Raw genomic sequence first — 23,933 nt, forward strand, 5'->3', positions numbered from 1 at the left:
GCGGTGACGGACATCAGCCAGCCGCCTCCGCCTCGCGGGTGGTCTTCGTCCAGCCCGTCTGCCCTCGCACCATGCGGAACAGGGCGCTCCAGGCGCACAGGAACGACATGTAGTTCATGACGACGAAGGAGTGCCCGAGCATCAGGGCCCGCGCCACGCCCACGGCCCGGTCCCGGCGGAGATAGGCCCAGGAGGTGACGAGCGCGGGCGCGAAGGTGAGCAGGTACCAGGCGACCAGGTTGGCCGGCCACTTCAGCCAGGAGGCGTTGACGGCGACGGCGCGTCTGCCGTGCAGCACCAGGACGTTGGGGCTGCGGACGAACCAGATCAGGCAGTACTGGAAGAGGATCGACCAGGGCAGGTCCAGCACCCAGGGCACCAGCAGGTAGGAGAACATCTCCAGGGCGGCCAGGTGCCGCATCCGGGGCGCCCGCCATATCTCGCCCATCCGCCGGATCGCCGTCATATGGCCCTGGTACCAGCGGGTCCGCTGCCGTACGAGCCGCCGCAGATCGCTGACGCCCTGCTGGTCGACGGACGCATGGGCGGTGGTGCGCAGCCGCCAGCCGCGCACGGCGAGGCTGATGGCCAGGTCCAGGTCCTCGGTCAGCGAGCGCGACCAGGGGCGTTCGCCCAGGCCGTCCAGGGCGCGGAGCCGGGTGAACTGCCCGTTGCCGCCGAGGCTGACGGTGGAGGTGAGATTGCGGCCGAACTGGGTGACCGCGGCCATCGCCCAGAACTGGTAGTCCTGGAACCAGGTCAGGAAGTTCCCGCGGCGGTTGCGGATGCGCACGCCGAGCTGCACACCGCCGACACGGGGATCGTCGAAGAGCGGCAGGACGTGGCTCAGCGCCCGGTCCGAGAGCCGGCCGTCCGCGTCCATCACGCACACGATCGCCTCGCCGGGGTCCTGGCCGCGCGCCTCGACGCTCTCCCGGATCCGCCGGATCCCGTGGTTGAGGGCCTCGCCCTTGCCCTGCCGGGCGTCGGGCGGTTCCCGGCGCAGCACGACCACCTCACCGGGTCGCCCCGCCGCCCGTGCCTCGTCGCCCGCCCGCGCGGCCTCCCGGCCGGTGGCGTCGTCCGAACCGTCGTCGACGACCACGACCGTGGTACGCGGCCCGAGCAGCCCGGTGACCGTCGTGCCGATCACGGACTCCTCGTTGAGGCAGGGGATGAGGGCGTACAGATGACGGTGGTCGCGGCGGTCGAGGTGCGGGGTGCCGTACGCGGTGTCGCCCTGGACGCGCAACGCGGCCTTCTGGCGGCGCAGTTCGATGAGACCCGCGCCCATGGCGAGGGCGAGATAGCCCGCGGACATGCCGATGACGGCGTAGCCGATCGTGTCCACGGTCTTCAGCAGCCTGCGTCTCACCGGTGGGCCTCCCACTTCTGGTTCTGGCGTCTGCGTGCGGGCCGCCGCCCCGTCGAGGCGGGCAGGGTGGGGCTCTGATGCCGGCGTACGGGCAGGGTCGCCGGAGGGGTGGGGGCTGCTTACGGGGGCGGGAGTTGGGGTCGAGGTCGGAGTCGAGGCCGGGCATTCCTTTCCCGTGAGGCGCCGCTGTATCTCCCGCCCCAGGACAAAACCCACGGGCAGCACCGCGGCACCGATCGCCGCCACCAGGGCACCCCGACCGGGCGCCGCGCCTCCCCCGACACGGGTGGCCGCCATTCCGCTCATCAGCGGCCAGGTGAATCCCGTGTACATAGTGCGGCGGCACCTCCGGGCAGCATTGAGCGCGTCTGTGCGCAGGGGAGGGAGAGCCCGACCACTCTCGCTCAGGAAACGTCCGGTGACCAGACCCCGCCGCGACCCGAAAGGGGCGGCGGGAGGCTGTTTCGCGCCGACGCGATTGCATCCGGTTTCGCCGACACCCAGGCGCACCAAGGGTTTTTCTCCCCGTGATTATGAACACGGCCCGGATCCGGCCAACCATGCCGGATTGGGACCGTTGCACGGTGTACGCACAGGCCGTTAACTTCATCAGCCTGCCGCTCTCCACGACTTGGGCGGCGGATACCCATTTCGACTTCCGCTCCCTTGCGCGATCTTATTGCACTGCCACGCGACGGGCGGTCGTTCCTGTGCGCCACCAATCAATTCCGGGCCGCCGTCACCACAGGCGTCCCTGATTTCTCGCGCGACGGACGGGGGACATGGGACGTTGAAGGGTCTGCAGCGCGTCGCGATTGTCGTGGGCACCCGGCCGGAGGCCATCAAACTCGCCCCGGTCGTACAGGAATTGAGCAGGCGGCACTGGGCGGAGCCGGTTCTTGTCACCACGGGCCAGCACGGTGAGGTCGTCCGGGACACCCTCGCCTGCTTCGGGCTGCGAGCCCAGGTCGAGTTGACCGCACCGCCCGGCGCGGCCTCGGTCATCGAGCTGACGGCCGGGCTGCTGAGCCGGCTGGGCGAGGGGCTGCGCGCGTCCGCGGCCCACGCGGTCGTCGTCCAGGGCGACACGTCATCGGCCCTGGCCGGAGCCATGGCCGGGTTCTACTCCTCGATCCCCGTGGTGCACGTGGAGGCGGGGCTGCGCTCCGGCGATCCGCGCAATCCGTTCCCCGAGGAGGCCCACCGCCGGATGATCGCGGAATTGAGCGATCTCCATCTGGCGCCCACCCACGCCGCCCGCCGGAACCTCGTCGCCGAGGGGGTGGCGGCCGAGCGGATCGTGGTGACCGGCAACACCGTGATCGACGCGGTCGTCACCGCGAGCCGGCGCCCGCCCGCCGCCGGGAATTCACCCCTGCATCGAATCGAACAGGATTCCGCTCCACTGGTTCTGATCACCGCACACCGCAGGGAGAACTGGGGAGCCCCGATCCGGCGCATCGGTCGGGCGGTGGCGAGTCTCAGCCATCAATACCCGGAAGTCACTTTCGTGGTGGCGGCACATATGAACCCCTTGGTCCGTACCACGATCGAGGAGTCCTTGCACGGCCGCCCCAATGTGCATCTGCCGGGCCCCATTCCGTACGACGCCTTCGCACGCCTGCTCGCCCGATCCGCGTTCGCCATCACGGACTCGGGCGGAATTCAGGAGGAGGCGGCCGCCTTCGGCATACCGGTTCTGGTGACCCGCGACAACACCGAGCGAACCGAAGGGGTCCATTCCGGTATCGCGCGGCTCGTCGGCACGCGGGGATCGGAGATCGTGGCGGCGGCGGAAAAGGAATTCGCTCGCGAGGGCGCGCTATTGGGCCGGCCCGATCGTCCGTCCCCGCGGCCCAATCCCTACGGCGACGGAAGGGCGGCCCGACGCTGCGCGGCCGCCTGCGGCTGGCTCCTCGGCCTGGCACCGAGACCGGCCGACATCCGTGGGGAGGAGTGATGACGGTCGACGCCCCGCGCGCGGCGCGGGCACCGGCGCGCCGGCGGCCGGTGAGCAGGTCACCACCGAGCCGCACCCGGCACGTACGCCGTCGGCCAGGCCGCGTCGGCCGACAAGGAAGCCCCTCCACCCCCGAACGCCCCAGTCCTCCGACCAGAGAACAGGAGCACCAACTCATGGCAACCTCACCCAGCACCGGAACCGGCCCCCAGCCCGCGGGCCTGGACGAAGGCGCCATCGCCACCGTGGCGGGCAACGGCGTGGCCGGATTCGTCTCCGACGGCGGGCCCGGCGCGCTGACCAGGATTTACCACCCCACCGACGTGGCCGTGGACAAGAACGGCAACGTCTACATCGCCGACCGGCACAACCACCGCATCCGCAAGGTGACACCGAACGGCATCATCACCACCGTCGCGGGTGACGGACAGGCCGGATACGTCTCCGACGGCGGTCCCGCCGTCGCCACCCGGCTCCACTACCCCGGGGCCGTGGCGGTCGACGACGCGGGCAACCTCTACATCGCCGACACCTCCAACCACCGGGTCCGGAAGGTGACGCCGAAAGGCATCATCACGACCGTCGCGGGCAACGGAACCGCCGGATACGTCTCCGACGGCGGACCCGCCATCGCCACCCCGCTCAGCTCCCCCTGGGGGGTAGCGGTGGACCGCGGCGGAAACCTGTACATCTCGGACCACGGCAACCACCGGATCCGCAAGGTCAACCCCCAGGGCAACATCACCACCGTCGCCGGCAACGGAACCGCCGGATACGTCTCCGACGGCGGACCCGCCATCGCCACCAGGCTCCACTACCCCCTGGGGGTGGCCGTGGACGCCGAAGGGAATCTGTACATCGCCGACCGGCACAACCACCGCATCCGCAAGGTCAACCCCCAGGGCAACATCACCACCGTCGCCGGCAACGGAACCGCCGGATACGTCTCCGACGGCGGACCCGCCCTCGGTACCCAGCTCCACTACCCATGGGGCGTCGCCCTGGACGAGGCCGGCAGCCTCTACATCGGCGACGGTCACAACCACCGCATCCGCAAGGTCACGTCGGACGGCATCATCACCACCGTCGCGGGCAACGGAACCGCGGGCTACGTCGACGACGGTGGACCCGCCGCGGGCACACGCCTCTACTACCCCTATGGGATCGCGCTGGACCGGGCCGGCAACCTGTACGTCGCCTGCCACTACAACCACCGGATCCGCGGCGTCACGGGCGTGGCCCAGATGACCCCGCCCCTGCCCCCGGCCGCCGACCTGTACGGAGAGGTCGTCAGCCCGTACCGGGTCCAGCGCAGCCAGGAGTTCGACCTCGGCGCGCGGGTCAGGAGCCGCGGACCGAACCCGGCCGACGGCCAGCACGTGACCGTGGTGCTCACCCTGGCGGACGGCCTGGTCGGCGGTCCCGGCACCACGGGACGGCGACTCACCCGCACCTTCACCGGACAGCAACTCGTCCCGTACCAGGGAAGTCTGGACGGCGTCTTCCGGGTGAGCGCCCCGGACACCACGCCTCCGGGCACGTACGAGTCCACGCTGGAGATCCAGTACGGGGGCGACCTCAACCTCAAGGACAACACGTACGCCCTGCCGATCACGGTCGTCGTGCCCGCACCCGTCGCGGACGAGACGGCACTGACGATCTATCAGGACACCGTTCCCGACGTCGCGCCGGGCCAGCGGAGCACCCTCGTCATGCGCTACCTCTCACCCGCCGGACAGCCGGTCAACCCCGGCACCATCGTCCAGCGCTTCACCGCCCCGACGGCCTTCGTCTTCGCCGGACAGCCCACGTACGCGTACTACGAGGCCATCGACGGCATCGTCACCGGAAATCTCGACTACCGGATCGAGGACGAGGGCCGGACCCTGATCGTCACCGCCAACCCGCACGTCAACACCACCACCAGCGACAGCGGCTCGGTGATCTACACGATCCCCGTCCAGGCCCGCATCAACGCCCTGCCCGGCCGGTACGACAACGGCTCGGCCAGCATCGGTCGGCACACACCCGTCCAGATCTCCGGCAAGATCACCAGCACCGCCCAGGACGAGACCGCGCTGCGCGTGACCCAGGCGACGGTGCCCGCGGCGGCACCGGGCGGCACCACCAAGTTCAACCTGGAGATCCGCTCGCTCAACAACCAGCCCGTCAACCCCGGCACCATCGAGCAACGCCTCACCGCACCCACCGGCTTCGTCTTCACCGGCGGTGCCTCGTACGGCTACTACAACGTCAAGCCCTACGTCACGGGGAACCTCGACACCCGGCTCGAGGACGACGGCAGGACACTCGTGATCCACTCCAACCCGCACCTCAACACCGGGACCACCGACAAGACGGCCCTCATCCACACCATCGGTATCCGCGCCCTGGCCGACGCCAGGCCGGGCACCCAGCCCTCCGACGGCCAGGCCGCCATCGGCCGCCTCGCACCCGTGCCGCTGGCCGCCCGCGTCCTCTGACCGTGTCCACGGCGGGCCTCGTCCGGTCCACCGGCCGGACGAGGCCCGCCGTGCCAGAGCGAAGAGGTGCTCAATTGGATGTGACAACAACGCGGGCCGGCCTCGCGGAGCCTCCGGCATCGCTGTTCGGCGGCACCGTCACCACGGTGGCGGGGAACGGGACCGCCGGTTTCGGCGGTGACGGCGGTCCCGCCACCGATGCCGCTCTCCGGTGCCCCTACGGCGTAGCGCTCGACGCCGCCGGCTGCCTCTACATCGCCGACTACCAGAACCACCGGGTGCGCAGGGTGGGCCCGGACGGCGTCATCACCACCGTGGCCGGTGACGGGACCAAGGGGTACGGCGGTGACGGCGGCCCCGCCGTCGCGGCCGCCCTCAGGGATCCCGCCGGTGTCGCACTCGACGGCCGGGGCAATCTCTACATCGCCGACCGCTCCAACCAGCGGGTGCGGAAAGTGGGTCCGGACGGCATCATCACCACGATCGCCGGCGACGGCACCGCCGGTTTCGGCGGCGACGGCGGCCCCGCCACCGATGCCTCGCTGAACTTCCCCCACGCCATGGTGGTCGACGGCAGCGGCACCCTCTACATCGCCGACGACTACAACCACCGGGTGCGGAAGGTGGGTCCGGACGGCGTCATCACCACGGTCGCCGGCGACGGCTCCGACGGTTTCCGTGGCGACGGAGGTCCCGCCACCGCTGCCTCGCTGAACTTTCCGCACGCCGTGGTGGTCGCCGGCGACGGCACCCTCTACATCGCGGACCGGTACAACCACCGGGTGCGGAAGGTGGGGGCGGACGGGATCATCACCACGTTCGCCGGCGACGGCACCATCGGCTTCGGCGGCGACGGTGGACCCGCCACCTCGGCCGCCCTCCATCTCCCGCAATGCGTGGTGCTCGACGACGCGGGCAACCTCTACCTCTCCGATTACGGCAATGAGCGGGTGCGGAGGGTCGGTACGGACGGGACCATCGTCACGGTGGCCGGTGGCGGAGCCAAGGGCTACGGCGGCGACGGCGGCCCGGCCGCCCTGGCGCAGCTCGATCAGCCCCTGGGCATCGCGGTCGATGACACCGGCGGACTGTACATCGGCGACTTCGGCAACCACCGGATACGGAAGGTGAGCGGCGGAGCCTCGCGGCGCGCGTGACGGCTCCGTCCGGTTTCCGCTCCCGCTCCCGCCAAGGGCAGCGGTCAGGGCCCGGCCGTGCGCCGTCCCGCAGAGGTCGTGTCGGCGGGACGGCGCCGGTGGGGCTAGGCCAGGCTCGCCGACTGGGCGGCGTTGTAGACGGCCTGTTCCTCCTCGCCGAAGTGGGTGGAGCTCATGTTGGGGCCCTGCACCCAGCCGAGGATGCCGATGATCTGGGCGGGGTCGTCGTAGCGGGAGAAGACCCCGACCTGGACGCCCGCACCGGTGGCGGGGTCGAAGTTCTGCAGCAGGGCACCGCCGCTGCAACCGGGCGACTGCGCGCCGGCCATCACGTCGTTGTAGTAGACCGGGTCGTTCCGGGTGGTGCCCTGGGTGACCATGAGGCTCCGGCCGTCGAAGGTCCGCTGGAGTTTCGCGGGCACGTTGCCGGGGCGGTAGTAGTTGCGTTCGTTGATGGTCGGGTAGCCGAAGATGTGGTTGGTCTGGTTCTGCGGCCGGCCGAAGCCGACCTCCTGGCCGCCGGTGACCTCGCCGATCGGGCGCGGGTCGTCGGGGTTGGCCACCATGACCGCGGCCATGTCACGCCCCAGCAGCCAGTCGGCGCTCTGGCTCCAGGTGTTGGTGATCCACTGACGGGTCACTCCCCAGACCCCGTACGGGGCGATGTCCTTGCCGGGAAGGGCCGTGCTGGAGGAGTTGTGGGGCAGGTTCGCCCCGTTGAACCCCGGTATGAAGACCATGTTGGTGGCGACGACGTTCCCGAAGCCCACATTGAGCGGGGTGTGGATGCGCAGGCAGTGGGCGGCGGTCAGCACGACGCTCCGGTTGGCGCTGTTCACCACGTTGCCGGAGCACGAGGACGTGGAGACGGCGCCGGTCTCCACGTCCGTGTACTCCATGAAGATCTTGCCGGCGGTGCGCGAGACCAGCCCGTGCTTCCGCGGCCACGGCTTGCTGAGGTCGTCCCAGCCCCCGGGGGGCGGAGTCGCGTCCTGGCCCTCGTTGTTGAGACCGGCGTCGGACATCTTGGCGAGGGTCCAGTACTCCACCTCGGCCCTGAGTCGCTGCTGATGGTCGGCACCGGCCGGGACCAGCGGGCTGAGCTCGAACGCGGGGACATCGGCCCGTGCCGGGGGCGCCGCGGTGAGCAGGGCGGCCACCAGCGCGAGCAGGCCGAGCACGGTGGTCGTCGCGCGTCTCGTCAGCGTTCTCGGCAGTGCTCTCGACAGCATTCCGATGGGCAAAGCTCTCCCCTCCTTGGGGGCATGCGTGGAGGCGGATCCGGTGGGTCGTCGAACGTCGGCGTTCGCGGCCCGGCCTTACGGGTTGGTGGTCACCTCGAAGCCCGCGCCGAAGACGCCGGCGGGCGCGGCGGCGTCCCGGGCGCGCAGGTCGGCGAGGATGTTCGCCGAGCTGGTGTAGAGGAAGGGCGGCAGTGCCAGGGTGATCCCCTTGGTGATGCCGGCCCAAGGGCCCTCGGCCTGGAAGCCGTTGCCCTGGGAGGGGAGGTCGGTCCCGGTTACGTGCTGGATCGCCGGCCCGCCCGAGTCGCCCCGCATGTTCACGGCCGCCGATCGATAGACGCCGTCGGTGTTCTCCATGATCGTCCCGTACCACACGCCCGTCTGACCCGACGTGATGAGCTCGTTGTCGCCGGGGGCGAGCAGTCGCTCGTTGTCGAGCGCGGGCTTGGGGGCGTTCGGGCTGGCGGTGCCGCCGGGGACCTTCACCATGCCCGTCTGCTTCAGGTACGGCCCCTGTGAGGAGAGCGTCACCTGCGGGACCAGCTCGATGACCATGTAGTCCTTGGTCACGTGACCCGTCTGCGAACCCTCGGGGTCCTTGAAGTAGCGCACGTGTCCGATCGGGCCGGCACCGGTGTCCGCCCGGTCGTAGACGGGCCCGACGTCGTCAGGGATCTCACGGTCCGCGTATGCGGGGTCGTTGAGACAGTGGCCTGCCGTAATGGCTATTTTGTGGCGGTACTTGTCCGTTCCCACCGCGCCGATCGTGCAGAAGGCGTCGGGCATCGACGGGCTGAAGATGATCTGCATCCCGTTGTGGACACGCTTGCCCTGCTCGGCCTGGGCGGCACCGGCCCCCAGGGTCCAGATGACCGTCAGGCTCAGCAGGAGCGTGCACAGTCGCTTGATCATGTGCGGAATCCAGTCTGTCGTGGGGCGCGGTGTCAGGCGGATGCGAATGCCGCTTCGAGGCGCGGGACGAAGTCCACGAGGTCCTGCGCCCAGCAGCCGCTGGAGTGGCCGCCGCCGCAACTGTCGCCCCAGCCGGATCCGTCGCCGTAGTCCACGTAGTGGGACGGGTATCCGAGCTCGTCCAGGCTCTCCTTGGCGTGCCGGGAGGCCGACTGGACCCAGAATTCCGGCTCGGCGGGGTTGCCGCCGCCGTTGCCGGTGTAGATCGTGACGCCCATGCCGGCGCGGGCCAGGACGTCCATGTGCGAGGCCGGGTCCGCCTCGTTCCAGCGCCAGTCGGCGCCGAGGATCGGATACGGCGTGCCGAAGATCGCGTCGCTGGACACCGTGGGCCCGAAGTCGAGGCCGCACGTGGGCTTGGAACTGCCGCAGAGCGGGGCGCCGACGTTGGTCAGCGTGGCCACGACGGCCGCGCGCATGACGGCGTGGTTCATCGAGAGCTCGTTGGCCCCGGAGAGCGTGGCGACCTGGCTGAAGAGGTCGGGGTGCCGCTGGGCGTAGTGCAGGGAGCCGAAGCCGCCCATCGAGAGACCGGCTACGGCCCGCTTCTTCTTGGTCGCGTCGGTGCGCAGGTTGGCGTCGATGAACGGGATCACCTGGTTGATGTGGAAGTTCTCCCAGTTCTGCGCGCCGGCGGCGGTGTCCTGGTCGAGCCAGTTGGTGTACCAGCCTCTCCGGCCGCCGTCCGGGATGACCGTGATCATCGACTGGGCCGCGGCGAGGGCGGGGTAGGCCACGCCCGGGTTGCCCGGGTCGTCGGACGCGCCGTGCAGGAAGTACAGGACCGGGTAGCGCTTCCCGGGGTTGTCCATGTAGTCGCGGGGCAGCAGGATCCTGATGCGGTGTTCGCCGGCGACCTCGGGCGTGTTCACGGTGACCACGAAGTCGGTGGCGGAGCCGGTGGTGGCGCCGGTCTGGGTCAGGCCGAAGCCGTCGGCCATCTTCGGCGGGCGCGGGCCCGACGGCTCGGCGTGTGCGGCGGGTATGCCCAGGAGGAGGGCGGCGGCCACGGCGGCGACCGCCGCCTTCGCGCGCAGGAGCCGGGCGGGCAGGACTGATCTCATCAGGTGTCCTCGGGTGGGCTGGAGGCCATGGGGCGGGTGGTTCGGCCGGTCACGGAAAATCTCATCGCATCACTCCGCGTGATGCCATACGGGACGGGTGGCGCACTTGGGCCACTGGCGCATGTGCGCCACCCCGGCAGTAGGCTGCCGTCGCCGGGTGGGCCGGCTCAGGTTCGGCTGGGGGGTGTCGTGCACGACGTGTTGGACCCGGAGTCCGACCGCGGACGGGTCTACCGGTCTTTGGTCGGGCATCCCCGTGAGTCCGTCGGCCGGTTGGCGGCCCGGGCCGGACTGAGCGAGACCGTCGTCCGGGCGGTGCTGAAGGAACTCGCCGCCGAGGACATCGTCGTGACGACGGACCCCGACGCCGAGGAGGCGCCCTGGGAGGCGTTGCCGCCCACACAGGTCGTCGAGGCGCTGCTCCAGCGCGATGCCGTCGTACGGACGACCCTGCGTCAGGCCGGGACGGAACTGGAACGGCTCTACCGTTTCGCCAGGAGGGACGCCGGTCACTACGGCGCGCTGGAAGTCGTCGAGGACGCCGCGCGCATCCTGACGGTCAGTCGGCAGCTTCAGCAGTGCGCGCGCCATCAGATCCGGGTCATCGACGTGCCGCCGTACTCCGGAACGTCCGACCACTACCTCGAACAGGAAGCGCTGCAACGGGAGCGCATGGCCGCCGGGGTCGTCTACCGCGCCATCTATCACGGCTCCGCGTTCGACGACCCCATCGCGTGGCCCAATATGGCGCGCATGATCGAGGCCGGGGAACAGGCGCGGACCCTGGACGATCCGCCCCTGAAGCTCGCCATCGCCGACGACGACCTGGCGGTGGTCACCCTCGCCGCGGACGACCACCCCGGTGTCGTCTCCCTGCTGATACGCCCGTCCAGCCTGTTCCGGGCGCTGTCCAACGTCTTCGAGTCGCTGTGGCGGCTCGCCGTCCCGGTATCGGCGGCGGGCATCGGCACGCAGATCGACGCCCGGGACCGGCAGATCCTCACGCTCATGGCCAGCGGCGCCACCGACGACGCGATCGCCAGACACCTGGGGCTGGGCCGCCGCACCGTCGTGCGCCGCGTCTCCACCCTCCTGACCGGACTGGGCGCCACCACCCGTTTCCAGGCCGGGGTCCAGGCGGCACGACGCGGCTGGCTCTGAGGACCACCCGAGGCGGCGGCCGCCCGTGACGCCACGTCATGGCCGGTGCGGAGGGCGCCCGTTCCGGATCCCGACAACAGCACATCTTTCGGACCGCTTCGAGGGAAATGGATCCCCCGGCGGCGAAATCGCCTCCTACGGACCGGGTGATGCACGGTCCCGGGGCGCGGTGCCGCGCGGACGGGCCGGCCATCACGCCGCCGCCACCGCTTTCGCACCCACACGGGAGATGATGTGCCCCCCAAGCGCACGAACCGGCCGTCCGGACCGGCCGAGCCGGCCGAGGACTCGGGTCTTCGGGACGGATTCTCGACAGCCTTCGCCAGACACCCGTCCAAGCCCCGGCGCGGCATGCTTCCGGGCCGGCGGGTGTGGACCACCCTCGCCTCCGCCGCGGCGGTGACGGGTCTGGTCCTGGTGACCCCTCCGCTGATGAGCCGGCTCGCCTTCGACTCGGACTCCACGAAGAAGGCCGCGGCCGCCGAGGCGCCGGGGAAGCCCGGGTCCGCCGGCCCCACGGCGGCCGGCAAGCCGAAGGGCGGGGAGAAGAACACCGAGGGGACGAAGCCGGCGGGGACCGGGAGCGGCGGCGCGGGTGGGGCCGGGGGTGGCTCGGGACAGCCGTCCGGCTCGTCCGGGTCCGGGTCCGGCTCGGGTTCCGGCGGTTCCCACGGCTCCGGCGGGTCGGGATCGGACTCCGGCGGATCAGGTTCCAGCGGATCCGGATCCGGATCGGGTTCCGGATCCGGCGGTTCCGGGAGTTCCGGGAGTTCCGGCGGCGGTCAGAAGCCGTCCGGGTCGTCGACCTCCGGTGGTGGCGGCGGTGGCGGTGCGGAGAAGCCGAAGGAGCAGACTCCCCCGAAGAAGTCCATCGCCAAGCCGGCCGAGCCGGAGATCCCGCGCCCCCCGAAGCGCGACGACGGCAAGATCAAGGGCCCGGTCATGGGCTTCGCCGCGAACCGCTGCGTGGACATCGTCGGCGGCAAGGTCACGGACGGGGCGGCGCTGCGGCTCGACGACTGCTCCGGGTCGCCGCGCCAGCGGTTCGAGTTCCGGCCGGACGGCGAAGTGTGGACGCTCTATCAGGAGAGGCTGTGCCTGAACCCGCAGCGGGGCGGGACGTCGGACGGGACGGCCGTCCAGATAGCCAAATGCAACGACAACGCCGCCCAGCGCTTCTCGATCCAGCGGGACGGGTCGCTGGTGAACGCCAAGTCCGGCAAGTGCGTCGAGGCCGTGGACCGGGGCTCCAAGGGGCTGGGTCTCCAGCTGCACGGCTGCGACGGTGCCAAGAAGCAGAAGTGGCAGATCGGCTGAGCCGGTCGCGCACGGGGCGGGCGGTGGCCGGGGGAATCGAACCCCCGGGCCACCGCCCGCCGTGTTCCGCGCCGCGCTACGCCACCCCGGCCGGCGCCGCCCCCGCCGCAGCGGCGGGCGTCCCGATCGGTTCCGGCACGTCCGGGCCGGAGAGGGTGATGAGCTCCGCTTGCGACGGCGTCTCGATCTCGGCGACGCGGTACGCCTGCCGTTCCGTCATGGCCTGGAAGGTCTGCCGGGCGGAGCGGCCGTTGCCGAACCTGCTGTCCCGGGGGACGTGGGAGAAGTAGACGTCGAGCGCGGCCCGCGCGCCCTCGGTGAGCTCGTACTGGTGGGAGGCGGCGTGCTGCTCGACGATCCGGAGCAGTTCCGCGTTGTCGTAGTCCTCGAAGAGCAGGGTGCGGTTGAAGCGGGAGGCGAGACCGGGGTTGGAGTCGATGAAGTGCTCCATCTCGTCGGGGTAGCCCGCCACGATCACCACCACGGAGTCGCGGTGGTCCTCCATCAGCTTCACCAGAGTGGCGACGGCCTCCTGCGCGAAGTCGTTGCCACCGCCGCCCCCGGCGGGGGCCAGTGAGTACGCCTCGTCGATGAAGAGCACCCCGCCCATGGCCTCCTGGAAGACCCGCTGGGTCTTCGGGCCGGTGTGCCCGACGTACTCGCCGACCAGGGAGGAGCGGTCGGCCTCGACGAGGTGGCCGCGTTCCAGCAGTCCGACGGCGGCGAGGATACGGCCGTAGAGGCGGGCGACGGTGGTCTTGCCGGTGCCGGGGTTCCCGGCGAAGACCAGATGGCGGCTGAGCGGCGGGGCGACCAGTCCGGCCGCCTCCCGGCGCTGGACCATCCGCATCAGCTTCACCAGCGAGGCGACGTCCTGTTTGACCTGGCCGAGCCCGATCAGCTGGTCGAGTTCGCCGAGGAGGTCCTCCAGGCTCTCCTCCGGCTCCTCGTCGCCGTCGGTGTCCGCCGTGGTGTCGGACCCGGGCGCTTCCCCCGCGCGCAGGGGCTTCCTGCGGTCCGGCGCGCCGGATGGCCGGGGCCACCGCGACGACTCGACCCGGACGGAGACGCATTCCTCCACCACCGGTTCGGCGTCCGGTTCGGCGCTCAGGTCCTCGGCGGCGTCCTGGACGCGGACGCGCCGGAGCACCGGGGCGGCGGACGCGGCGAGATGGACGGCCGGGTAGCCGGGCGCGACGATCTCGCAGTCCTCGAAGGTCCCGCCGCCGCCCGAGTCGACGATCAGCCCGTTCTTCCCCGGGCGCAGCACCCGCACCCCGCTCAGCCGCGGCTCGGCGCCGCCGGCGACCACCACCCCGGATCCGGCGGCGTCGCGGATCTCCAGGCCGGTGATGTGAGGTGCGGCGCCGGCTTCGACCACGAGGCCCGCGGTGCCCGCCCGCAGCAGTCGGCCGCCGGTGATCTCCTGGTCGCCGGGGCCGAGGACGGCGGCGGCGCGCTCGCTGTCGGCGATCTCGCAGTCGTACAGCCGGGCCCGGCCACGGGTGGCGGCGGTCACGCCGTTGCGCGCGCGGTGCACGGAGACTCCGCGCAGTTCGGCACGGACGGAATCGGCGAGGTCCACTCCGGACATCCCGCAGTCGGTGATCCAGCTGTCCTCGACCACGGCCCGGGCGTCCGCGACGAGGTGGGCGCCGTGTTCGGGGGTTCGCGCGATCCGCAGACCGCTCAGCCGTACCTCGGCGCCGCCGCCCGCGTGGACGGGGCTGAAGGCGCACTCGTCCACGGCGCTGTCGGCCAGGCGTACGACGGCGTTGCCGGTGGCGACCAGGCCGTTGGCCGCCGATTCGCGGATCACGGTCTCGTGGGCGGTGAGCCTGGCGGAGCCGTGGACGGCCACGGCCGCGGCGGCGGTGCGCACGATCCGGGTGCCGGCGATACGGATCCGGGTGTCGTCCCCGGCGCTGACGCCGGAACCGCCGCTGTCGCGCAGGGTGCAGAAGGTGAGGGCCACCTCGCCGCGGCCGCTGACCCGCACGGCGTCCGCGCCGCTGCCGGAGAGCTCGCAGCCGTGCAGCCGTACCCCGCCGTCGGCCTGCCGTGGATCCGCCGTCTCCGCGTCGGGTGCGGAGGAGCTGCCGAGGACCCGTACGGCGTCCGTGGCGCACGCCCGGATCCGGCAGTCGGTGAGCAGGGCGGATCCCTGGTCCTCGACGAGCAGCCCGCTCCGTCCCGCGCCGTCGATCAGCGAGTCGTGCAGGGTGACCCTGGCGTTCTCCCGTACCCGGATCGCCGAACCGGTGGTGTCCCGGACGTCGGTACGGAGCAGTTCGACGCGGGTCGTCCCGCCCGCGACCAGCCCGGTGCCGTCGGTCCCGCGCAGCCGGCAGTCGGTCATGGTGACGGGCCCGCTGGTGCGCAGCACCACCCCGGCGAGGGCGGCACCGCTCAGGACGGCTCCCGTCATGGCGAGTTCGGCGTCCCCGTGCGCCTCCAGCCGCCCGGTGCCGATCCCGCCGCCGGACCACTCCGTGCGCCCGCCGCCGAGCACCACGGCGGGCCGGTCGGCGGCCGCTCCCTCGACCACGATCCCCTCGATCACCACCCGTGCGCCCGCGGCCACTTCGAGGGCGGGCCGCCCGTCGCCGGGGGCGGCCAGGACCACGGCACCGGGCCGTTCCGGGCCGTCCGCGCCGAGGGCGCGGAGGGTGACGCTGCGGACGATCCGCACCGCCTCCCGGTGGACCCCGGGTGCGATGTCGATGACGTCCCCCTCGGCGGCCGCGGCCAGGGCGGTGGCGAGGGTGGGGTGGGCGGCGGGTGTGCCGGTGCCCACCGCCCGGTGGGCGGGGGGAGGCTGGGCGGGGGCGGTCACTGGGGCTCCGACGGACGTGAAGGGAGGGCGGGGAGGAAGGGCATGACGCGGCGGGAGGGTCACGGGGAGCCGACGGCCGGCTGGGGCACCGATTCCCCGGCTCCCCCGCCGCCTCCGGGCGCGGGCGGGTCGAGGCGGGCGTTCGCCTCGTGCGCCATGCGGTCCGCCCAGGGGGCGTTGTGGTACTCGTTCAGGAACGTACTGAGCTCGTACATGCGGTCGTCGAGCGGCGGGAGCTTGCCCTTGGGGCTCTCCAGGGATCGCATGATCTCCGTCCAGCCCTCGATCTGTTCGGAGATCCTCTCCTTGGACCGCGCGTGCGTTTTGCCGATGGATTCGGCCAGGTCGGCGAGTCCGGCGAAGTCCTGCTGGGCGAGCAGCCGATCCCGGAAGGCGTCCATTCTCTGCATATAGGGATCGATGATGCCCTCCTTGAGGAGCTGGTACTGCTCGGGCGTCCAGTTCGCCCTCTTGTCCAGGCGGCCGAGGACCAGGTCGACCTTCTTGCGGTGACCGGCTTCCAGGCCCTCGTAGATCTTCTTGGTGTACGTCAACTCACCACCGGGCACCAGGCGCAGCTCACGCGTCAGGTCCTGCGTCTTGGACAGCCCGAGCCATTCGCCCCGGGGCCCCAGGAGCATGTCGCTCTCCTGGCTGATGATCCGCCAGCCCCGTCGCGGGTCGTACCACAGGACGTTGGCGGCTTCGTACTGCCCTCGCTTCACCGGCGTCTCGTACTCCGCGTCACCGAACCAGTCGACCACCGACCTCTCCTGGTTCAGCCGGAACGCCACGTCGGCGCCCTTGCTGCTGCCGGGCGACTGGAAGTGCCAGACGGTGAATCCGGTCCCGTCGACATCCGTGACGGCCAGCGCGCAGCCGTTCATGGTGCCGGTCACGACGAAGTTCGAGCCGAGCCGGTCATCGGGCACCAGGGGGACGCGCGCGTTCCCGATCCCGACGTCCTCGACGCGTCCGCTCAGGTACGGCACGTGCACCGAGGTCAGGTATTCGCTGTCGTCGGCCGCGGCGGGGAGGCGGCTGTCGCCGGCGTACCCGGCCAGGCCGGCCCGGTCCGCGTCCGCCTGGATGTACTTCTCGACGGCCGGAGTGAGCATCACCGTGCTGCCCCGGTCGGACTGCCCGCGCCGGAAGATCACGAACCAGTTGTCGTCCCAGTCGTTCATGCGCTCCAGGAACGTGGCGATGTCGGCCTTGTCCATCCAGGGCATGCGCGCCGCGATGTTCTCCTTGAAGTTCACGGAGACCACGTGCGTGGCGAAGAAGTGCTCGGGGGTGTCCGCGAAGGCGTGGGTGAGCAGTTCCTCCTGCAACGCGAGGCGCGTCAGCGGCTCCGCCGGTGCCACGACCGCGGGCACCGGCCCGGCCGCGCCGGCGGTCGGCGTGACGTCCGTCGTGACCCCCGCGGGTACGGGCTCCTCGGGTGCCGCGCCCGTCGGGACCACCTCGTCCTGGGCGGGCTGGGTCTCCCCCTCGTGGGTGCCGTGCGGGAGGTCCCCACCGGGGTCGGCCTGCCGCATACCGCCGGGGAGCCCCTTGCCCTCCAGGCCGCTGCGCGTGATGGTGTCCTCGATCTCCGCCCGTACCGCCGTCGGGTCGGCACCGAGATCGCTCAGTGCGTCGCCGGCCCGCCTCAGCCGCTCCTCGGCGGCCGCGAGCACGGTCTCGGGATGCGAGGGACCCGGCGACGGGTTCGAGGGCCCCGCCCCGCCGGTGAACCGCTGGTTCCACTCGTTCACGGCGAACTCGGCCCGGGCCCGCTCGGCGTACGCCTGCGCGAACTCCTCCCGGGCCCGGGTCACCGGCAGGTCGGCCGTGCCGGGGGTGTCGGCGGCCGGCTCGGAGATCCGGAGCGTTCCGGACCCCTGCGCCGGGGCCGGCCCGCTTCCGGAGGCGAGGGTGTCGAGCCTGGCCTGGGCCTCGCGGTGCAGCTCACGGGGCCAGCGGGGGTTGGCGAAGCGCTCGACGATCTCGTCGAGCCGGCCCCGCAGCGGGGCGTCCAGCGGGCTGCTGTCCAGGGTCTGCCGGAGGGTCGCCGCGGTGGTCAGGCGCTGCTCCTTGAGCTCCCGCGCGGTCTCCGCGAGCGTGGGGAAGTCGCCCGCGGCCGCGAGCCGGGCCTCCTCGTCCAGCCGGGTCCTGAAGACCGTGTCGAAGACGTTCCGCTGCAGCGATGTCGCCAGCTGGGGGTCGCGGCCGACCGATGCCAGGGCCGAGACGAGCCGGCCCTCGATCTCCAGGCTGTCCGCCGCCCGCATGCCGTCGTAGATCCGCCGGGTGTACGCCGCCGCGCTGTCGCCGGTGAGGTCGAGCGGGAAGACCCTGGCCCCCCGGCGCAGGGTGAAGTCGTCGAGGCCGAGCCGGGTGGCGGTCGCCCGGTACTCCTGGCTCAGGACGTGCCACGAGCCGTCCGAGTGGCGCCAGAGGATGTTGGTGGCCCCTTGCCAGCCCCGGGAATTCTCCCCCGGCGTCAGGTACATCGCGTCGCCGACCCAGTCCCGTACCGCGTGTTCGGGCACCGGGGGGCCCATGAAGTCGTCCCCGCGGCGCCCTGCGCGGAACCTCGTGGCGTACTCGTTGGGGACCTCGCTCCCGGGGGACTGGTAGTGCCAGGCCCTGAAGTCGTGCTCGGTGACGTCGGTGACAGCCAGCGCGCAGCCGTTCATCTCCGGTGTGAAGGCGAACTCGGATCCGGTCCCCCCGTGCGGCGTGCGGGGGATGACGGCGTTCCCGAGGTCGTCGGCCTTCTTGGCGAGGCCCGACTTGTACGGGATGAAGGACGCGGCCAGGTAGTGGTCCTCCGCCATCGGTCTCAGCAGCGCGGGGTGCCGGGCGAGTTCGGCGGCGATCCCACCGGTGTGGGCGTAGTGCTGTACGTAGCGTTCCACCGCAGGTGTGAGCGTGACGGTGCGGTGGCTGAAGGGGAGGCTGTCATTCCGGTGCAGGACGAACCAGTGCCGGTCCCAGTGGTCCATCTGCTTCACGAAGGTGATGCTCTGTTCGAGGCTCACTCCCGGCATCCGCGCCATGATGCCGCGGGCGAACTCGGTGGACACGGGGTGCGCGTCGAGGAACTTCACGGGATCGGTGACGAACGTCTGGGTCCGGGCGCCCTCCAGCGCGGCGAACGGGTTGTCGACGTGCCCCACGGCCGGGAGCGGGTGCGGGGCGGGGGCCACGACCGTCCCGGGCACGTGCCCGGGACCGGTGACCGCCCCGTCCGATACGGCCCCGTCCGGTACGGCCTCATCAGGTACCGCCTCGTCCGGTACCGCCTCGTCGGACCCGCTCGCCGGCGGAGCGGCGTCCGTCGCCTCGTCCGCGAGCCGCGCCGGGGCCGTCCCCGACGGCCCGGACTCCGGCAGACCGGCCGGGTGGAGCTCGCCGCGCCGCCCGCCGCCGAGCAGGGCCCCCTCACCGGTGAAGATCTTCGCCAGGGCGTCGTCGATCCGGTCGCTCGTCGTCCCCGGGTCGATGCCGAGCCCCCGGAGGCCGCCCTCCGCCCGGTCCAGCGCGGTCTCGGCGGCGTCCAGTTCGGCCCGGAGGAGCTGCTGGCCGGTGGTGGGCCCCGTGGACGAACCGACGCCGTTCGACGGCAGCTCCAGTGCGGCACGCCCCCGCAGCGCGCCCAGTTCGGTACGGGCGATCTCGTACGTCTCCCAGGCGGCGAGCCGTTCCTCGGCCGCGCGGCCGGTCGTGCCGCCCTCGATGATCTCCTGCCTGACCCGGGCCCGCTCCTGCCAGACGCGGGTCACCTCGTGGTCGCCGGGGAGCCCACCGTGCGAGGGGGCGTTCCCGGGCTCCGGCGAGTGGGTCGAACCCTTGCCCTTGATGGCGGCATCGGGCGCGGCCGAGCGGGCTTCGGGCGCGCCCAGGCGGGCTTCGGCCGCGATCCGGGCGTCGGCCTCCCGGAGGGAGCCGTCGAGCCACCGGGCGCCCTGGAAGTCGTCGATGATCCGGGTGAGTCTGCCCTTCTTGAACTCGTCCAGGGAGCTCTCGCCGATGGCCCGCCCGACCGCGCCCGCCGTGGTCCCGCGCTGCTCCTTGGCCACCCGTACCACGTCGGCGAGGTCCTGGAAGCTCTTCACCCCCGCGAGCGCCGAGTCCTCGCCCAGGATGGTCCGGGTGACGGGCGCGAGGATGTCGTCCTGGAGCGTGGTCAGCTCGGAGGGCCTGACGCCGGACTTCATCAGGGTTTCCACCAGGTCGCCCTGGATCTTCAGGTTGGTCTCCTGCCGCATGCCGTCGTAGATCTTCTTGGTGTACGCGAGCTCATGGCCGGGGGTGAGGCGCAACGGCAGGTCGAGGGGGGCCCGCGGCAGCCTGAAGGCGGCGAGGTCCAGGGAGAAGGGCACCCGGTACTCCTGGCTCAGGACACGCCATGAGCCGTCCGCCCGGTGCCAGAGGAGGTTGGTCGCCCCGAACCGTTCGGTCTCCCGCCGCGGGCCGAGGTAGACCGCGTCACCGATCCAGTCGGTGGCGGACTGGCCGACCCGGAATTCGGTGGCGAACGCGCTCTGGTTCAGCCCGTTGGGCGACTGGTAGTGCCACGCCCGGAAGCTGTCCTCGGTGACATGGGTGACGGTCAGCGCGCAGCCGGTCATGTCGGGCGTGAACACGAACTCCGAACCGACCCCTCCGCGGGGGTGTCGTGCGATGACGGCGCTCCCGATGGCGTCGAGCTCCTTGGCGCTGCCGATCTTGAACGGGATGAAACCCGAGGCGAGATAGCTGTCCGCGGCCATCGGCCGGGGAAGCGTGGGGTGCGCGCCGAGGGCGTCGAACAGTGCACCGGTGCGCTCGGGCACCTTGCCGGCCCGGAGCAGGTCGCCTTCGGCGAACGCCTGGACGTACCGCTCCACCGCGGGGGTGAGCACGAGGGTTCCCTCACGGGCGGCGGGGTCGCCCACCCGGACGAGGACGAACCAGTTCTGTTCGACATCGCCCATGGTGTTGATGAACTGGTTGACGAGCTCGTCGGTCAGGCCGGGCATCCGTGACTTCATGCCGAGTTCGAAGCCGGTGTAGACGGGGTGCCGGCTCAGGAACGTCACGGGGTCGCTGGCGAAGGTGCTGGTCCGCAGGGTCTCCGCCGCCGCGAACGGGTTGTCGACCCGGCCCACGGTGACGTCGGGGCGCACCGACGGTGCCGGTACGAGCTCGTCGGCCGCCGGGCCCGCGGCGAGGTCGTCGGTGGCCGACGCCCCGGGGGCCGACTCCACCGGCCGGCCGTCCGGGGTGTCCAGGTCGTCCAGGGGCCCCGTCGGCGCGTCGTCGGCGGCGTGCCCGGCCGCGGGCGAGAGGTCGGCCGCCTCGTCGGCGAGCACCCGGGAGAGATCGGGCTTCCCCGCGCCTCCGGGCACCCCGCCGTTCTCCAGGACGTGGCGGACGTTCAGCGAACGCACCTCGTTCAGCGTCCCGTCCGGGTCGACGCCGACCTCCCGGAGCGCCTTGCGGGCGTCCTTGACCTCGGCGAGGGCGGTGTCCAGTCGGTCCTTCGCCGCCAGCTCCGCCCGGGAGGGCCCGCCGGAGGGTCCGGCGCCGGGGGTCCTCGGCGCTCCCCCGCCGGCATGGCGCTGTGCGGCGTTCAGGTCGGCGAGGGCGTTCTCGTACGCCACATAGCGTTCCATCCGGAGGTCGGCGAGCACGCGGTCGGGGGCGCCGCCGGTGATGACGTGGCCGATGGAGAGCCGGAGCTGGTTCCTGACGGTGGCCCCGGCGTGGCCCTCGATCCCGGTCGGCACGGGCGCGGCCGGGCCGAAGGGCGACGCGTCGGCGGACCGGGGCGTACGGACGTCTCCCGCACCGCCCGAGGGAGTGTCGGGGCGGCCGCCGCCGGTGCCGTCGGGTCGTACGGGCGGAGGCGTGGCGGGCTGCGCGAGCCGGGACGTCGCGGGGGCGTCGGCGGAGCGGCCGGGGCGGGCCACCAGGTCCAGGGCCTGGTCGGCGTCCGCGCGGCCGGGGGTGAATCCGGCCGTGTCCAGTGCGGAGCGGGAGGAGACACCGCCCGTGGGCGTGGACGCGCTCAGGCCCGCGCCGGCCCGGGGGCGGGGTTCGTCGCCCCTGAGGAGGGCGAGGGCCTGCTCGCGGCTGTTCACCGGGGGCGCCGGCGCGTCGGCGCCCCGGATCGGGTGGGGGGCCTGCGGTGCCGTTGCGTTGAGCGGGGTGGCGGAGGGCGGCGGGACGACGTCGCGGGTCGGGAGGGGGGTCGCCGATACCGTCGTACCGGGAGTGTGGGGGGCGGCGTGCGGGGTGAGCGGGGCCGTGTGCGGGACCGCCGCACCCGGCAGGCCGGTGGGCGGCGTCGCCGCGTTCAGTGCCGCGCCGCCCGGCAGTCCCGCCGTCCCGGGGAGGCCGCCCGTGTGCGGCGCCGCCGCGTGCGGGGCGGGCCCGTGGGGCGAGAACGCGAACGACGACAGCGTCTCGGCGTTGACCGTCACATCGGTGTCGGCGCCGATGCGGAACGAGATCCCGTCCGCGCTGATGGCGCGCACCGAGACATCGCCCTCCTGAAGGGCCATCAGCTCGGGGAACTTCAGGTCGGCCAGGTCCTCGGCGTGGCCGACGGCGCCCCGCGCCAGGGCGGTGCTGTCATCGAAGGCACCAGCGGCCGGCGCCAGTCCCCCGGGCGCCTCCACGCCGTGCCCCAGGCCGGGCGCGTCCCTGATGACGGAGAGCCCGGCGGGGTTGCGGGCCCCGTCCAGCACCCCGAGGGCGGTGTCGGCGGGGAGCAGCAGATTGTTGTCGAGCCGCACCTGGCCCAGGGAGGTGTCGAGCAGGGTCAGGTGGCCGAGGCCCGCGTCACCGGCGGCCGACTTCGGCACGGCGAGGCCGCTGGGGGTGAGCGCCAGGTGGTCCGGCAGCGGCGGGGTGACCAGGCCGGGGGTGCCGTGCGGCCCGTGGGCGGCGCCCGTACCGCCGTGCATGGCGGTGCCGGGGCTCGGCAGCAGCAGGTCGCCCAGCTTGGCGAAGCCGAGGTCGGTGAAGTTCAGGACCGGGGTCTTGGTCAGGGAGAGGTGGAAGAGGTCGCTCGACACGGAGCCGAAGGAGGGGCCGAAGCGGACCGGTCCGAAGAGGCCCGGCGCGAGGTGCGATCCCGCCCGGCCCGGGGCTCCGCCGCCCCAGCCCGCCTTGCCCGTCGGGCCGCCGGCCTTCATGAGGTATTCCAGGTCGCCCGCCCTGGCCATCATCTGACGGAGTGAATGCTGCGGGATGCCGAGGACCCGGTCGGCGAAGGCCAGGGCCGCCGCGCCCCGGAAGCCGACGACACCGATCTCGGCGAAGTTCAGGGGCACCAGGGCCGCCACCGTGAGCCGGCCGAACCGGTTCAGGGTGACCATGCCGTAGGCGCCGACCTTGGCCCAGGCCCCGTTCACGCCGCCGGTGATCCTGGCCCAGTCGGCGAGGGGCGCACGGCCGAGGAACTTCATCCCGCTCCAGAGCGCGGGCCCGAAGGCGCGCAGACCGGCGCCGGTCTTGGACGCGAGGAGGAAGGGCACCACCAGGAAGCGGCTCGTACCGGAGAGGAGGGCGATGCGGCCCACCTCGTCCATGAAGCCGGCACCCCCTGCCTTGATGCCCTTGCCGACGGCCTTGAGGGTGCCGGCGATGCCCTTGGTGGACGGGAAGAGCACGCCGAGGAAGGCCAGTCCCAGTTGCAGACCGCTGGCCTTGCCCTGGCTGAAGTCGACGGCGACCTTGATGAGGTTCACGGCGTTCATCGCCCAGGCGAGGATGCCGAGGAGGCCGCCGGTGAAGATGGCGAGGATGGAGACGATGATCGTGAGGACCTCGAAGACCTCCCAGAACATCTCGCAGTCGCTCGACGGCTGCTTCATCCGGTCGCCCGCCTCCGAGAGCCCGGTCTTGAGGCGGCCGGCCGCGGCGGTCAGTTCGCTCTGCGCGGCCGTGGCGCGACCGGCGAGGGCCTGTCGCTGCGGGTCGTCCTGGGCCAGCCCCTGGGCGGCGTTCAGCGCCTGATCAGCCTCTCCCTGGGCGCTGGTGACGGCGGTTGCGTAGGCCCGCATCGCCGACTCGGCCATGAGGAAGGACTCCTGCACCGCACCGGCGAAGCCGTTCAGGTGCTCGTCCACCTTCCGGCGCAGCGCGTCGGCCGTCTTGCCGATGAAGCGCTGCCCCTCGCCCGAGGTCGTCTGCAACTCGCGCAGGCCGTCGTGGACCGTGCCGGCGGTGTCGGCGAGCCTGCGCATCGTGTCGGCGAGCTGAAGAATGACGGCGGGGTCGCCGGGGGTCGGGTCCCCGCCCAGCCCCAGGGCGTTCCAGTCGCCGGGACGCGTAGCCAACTCGGACCCCTCCACCTGCTGTTCACCGCGCTGCACCCACCAC

11 protein-coding genes are annotated in these 23,933 nt (G+C 72.2%); 5 read left to right on the top strand and 6 right to left on the bottom strand.

Going from position 1 to position 23,933, the window contains the following annotated elements; translation table 11 throughout:
- Positions 1 to 13: 13 nt before the first annotated feature.
- Positions 14 to 1,375, bottom strand: a complete 1,362-nt coding sequence (locus tag ACZ303_RS11300; RefSeq protein WP_467337521.1) for a glycosyltransferase — start codon at positions 1,373 to 1,375, stop codon at positions 14 to 16.
- A gap of 790 nt (positions 1,376 to 2,165) precedes the next feature.
- On the opposite strand from ACZ303_RS11300, the gene wecB reads away from it, so the two are divergent.
- The 3 genes from wecB to ACZ303_RS11315 all read left to right on the top strand — a co-directional run bounded on the left by wecB (position 2,166) and on the right by ACZ303_RS11315 (position 6,975).
- Positions 2,166 to 3,335, top strand: coding sequence for a non-hydrolyzing UDP-N-acetylglucosamine 2-epimerase (gene wecB / locus ACZ303_RS11305; protein ID WP_467337523.1), 1,170 nt, complete (start codon positions 2,166 to 2,168; stop codon positions 3,333 to 3,335).
- A gap of 176 nt (positions 3,336 to 3,511) precedes the next feature.
- Positions 3,512 to 5,818, top strand: coding sequence for an NHL repeat-containing protein (locus ACZ303_RS11310; protein ID WP_467337525.1), 2,307 nt, complete (start codon positions 3,512 to 3,514; stop codon positions 5,816 to 5,818).
- A gap of 80 nt (positions 5,819 to 5,898) precedes the next feature.
- The gene (locus ACZ303_RS11315) at positions 5,899 to 6,975 is read left to right on the top strand and encodes an NHL domain-containing protein (protein WP_467337528.1); all 1,077 of its coding nucleotides are present in this window, start codon (positions 5,899 to 5,901) and stop codon (positions 6,973 to 6,975) included.
- 104 nt (positions 6,976 to 7,079) lie between these two features.
- On the opposite strand, the gene ACZ303_RS11320 is transcribed toward ACZ303_RS11315, so the two are convergent.
- The 3 genes from ACZ303_RS11320 to ACZ303_RS11330 form a co-directional block, all read right to left on the bottom strand.
- Complete coding sequence (locus tag ACZ303_RS11320; RefSeq protein ID WP_467337530.1) at positions 7,080 to 8,219, bottom strand: trypsin-like serine peptidase; 1,140 nt, start codon at positions 8,217 to 8,219, stop codon at positions 7,080 to 7,082.
- A gap of 75 nt (positions 8,220 to 8,294) precedes the next feature.
- A complete protein-coding gene (locus tag ACZ303_RS11325) occupies positions 8,295 to 9,131 on the bottom strand; it encodes a hypothetical protein (RefSeq protein WP_467337532.1) in 837 nt (278 codons plus the stop codon).
- 32 nt (positions 9,132 to 9,163) lie between these two features.
- Positions 9,164 to 10,255, bottom strand: a complete 1,092-nt coding sequence (locus ACZ303_RS11330) for an alpha/beta hydrolase (protein ID WP_467337534.1) — start codon at positions 10,253 to 10,255, stop codon at positions 9,164 to 9,166.
- A gap of 189 nt (positions 10,256 to 10,444) precedes the next feature.
- Between ACZ303_RS11330 and ACZ303_RS11335 the strand changes: the two genes are divergently transcribed.
- Entirely contained in the window at positions 10,445 to 11,416 is a 972-nt protein-coding gene (locus ACZ303_RS11335) for a hypothetical protein (RefSeq protein ID WP_467337536.1), read from the top strand.
- 234 nt (positions 11,417 to 11,650) lie between these two features.
- A complete protein-coding gene (locus ACZ303_RS11340; protein ID WP_467337538.1) occupies positions 11,651 to 12,733 on the top strand; it encodes a ricin-type beta-trefoil lectin domain protein in 1,083 nt (360 codons plus the stop codon).
- Positions 12,734 to 12,809: 76 nt separating this feature from the next.
- Here ACZ303_RS11340 and ACZ303_RS11345 read toward each other — a convergent pair whose 3' ends face one another.
- Together ACZ303_RS11345 and ACZ303_RS11350 are read right to left on the bottom strand one after the other, a co-directional pair.
- Entirely contained in the window at positions 12,810 to 15,569 is a 2,760-nt protein-coding gene (locus ACZ303_RS11345) for a right-handed parallel beta-helix repeat-containing protein (protein ID WP_467337540.1), read from the bottom strand.
- A 59-nt stretch (positions 15,570 to 15,628) separates the two neighbouring features.
- Positions 15,629 to 23,890 (bottom strand): putative T7SS-secreted protein, encoded by an 8,262-nt coding sequence (locus ACZ303_RS11350; RefSeq protein ID WP_467337542.1) that lies wholly within the window; start codon positions 23,888 to 23,890, stop codon positions 15,629 to 15,631.
- Between the last annotated feature and the right edge of the window lie 43 nt (positions 23,891 to 23,933).

The organism is Streptomyces sp. NPDC023527, assembly GCF_055560115.1.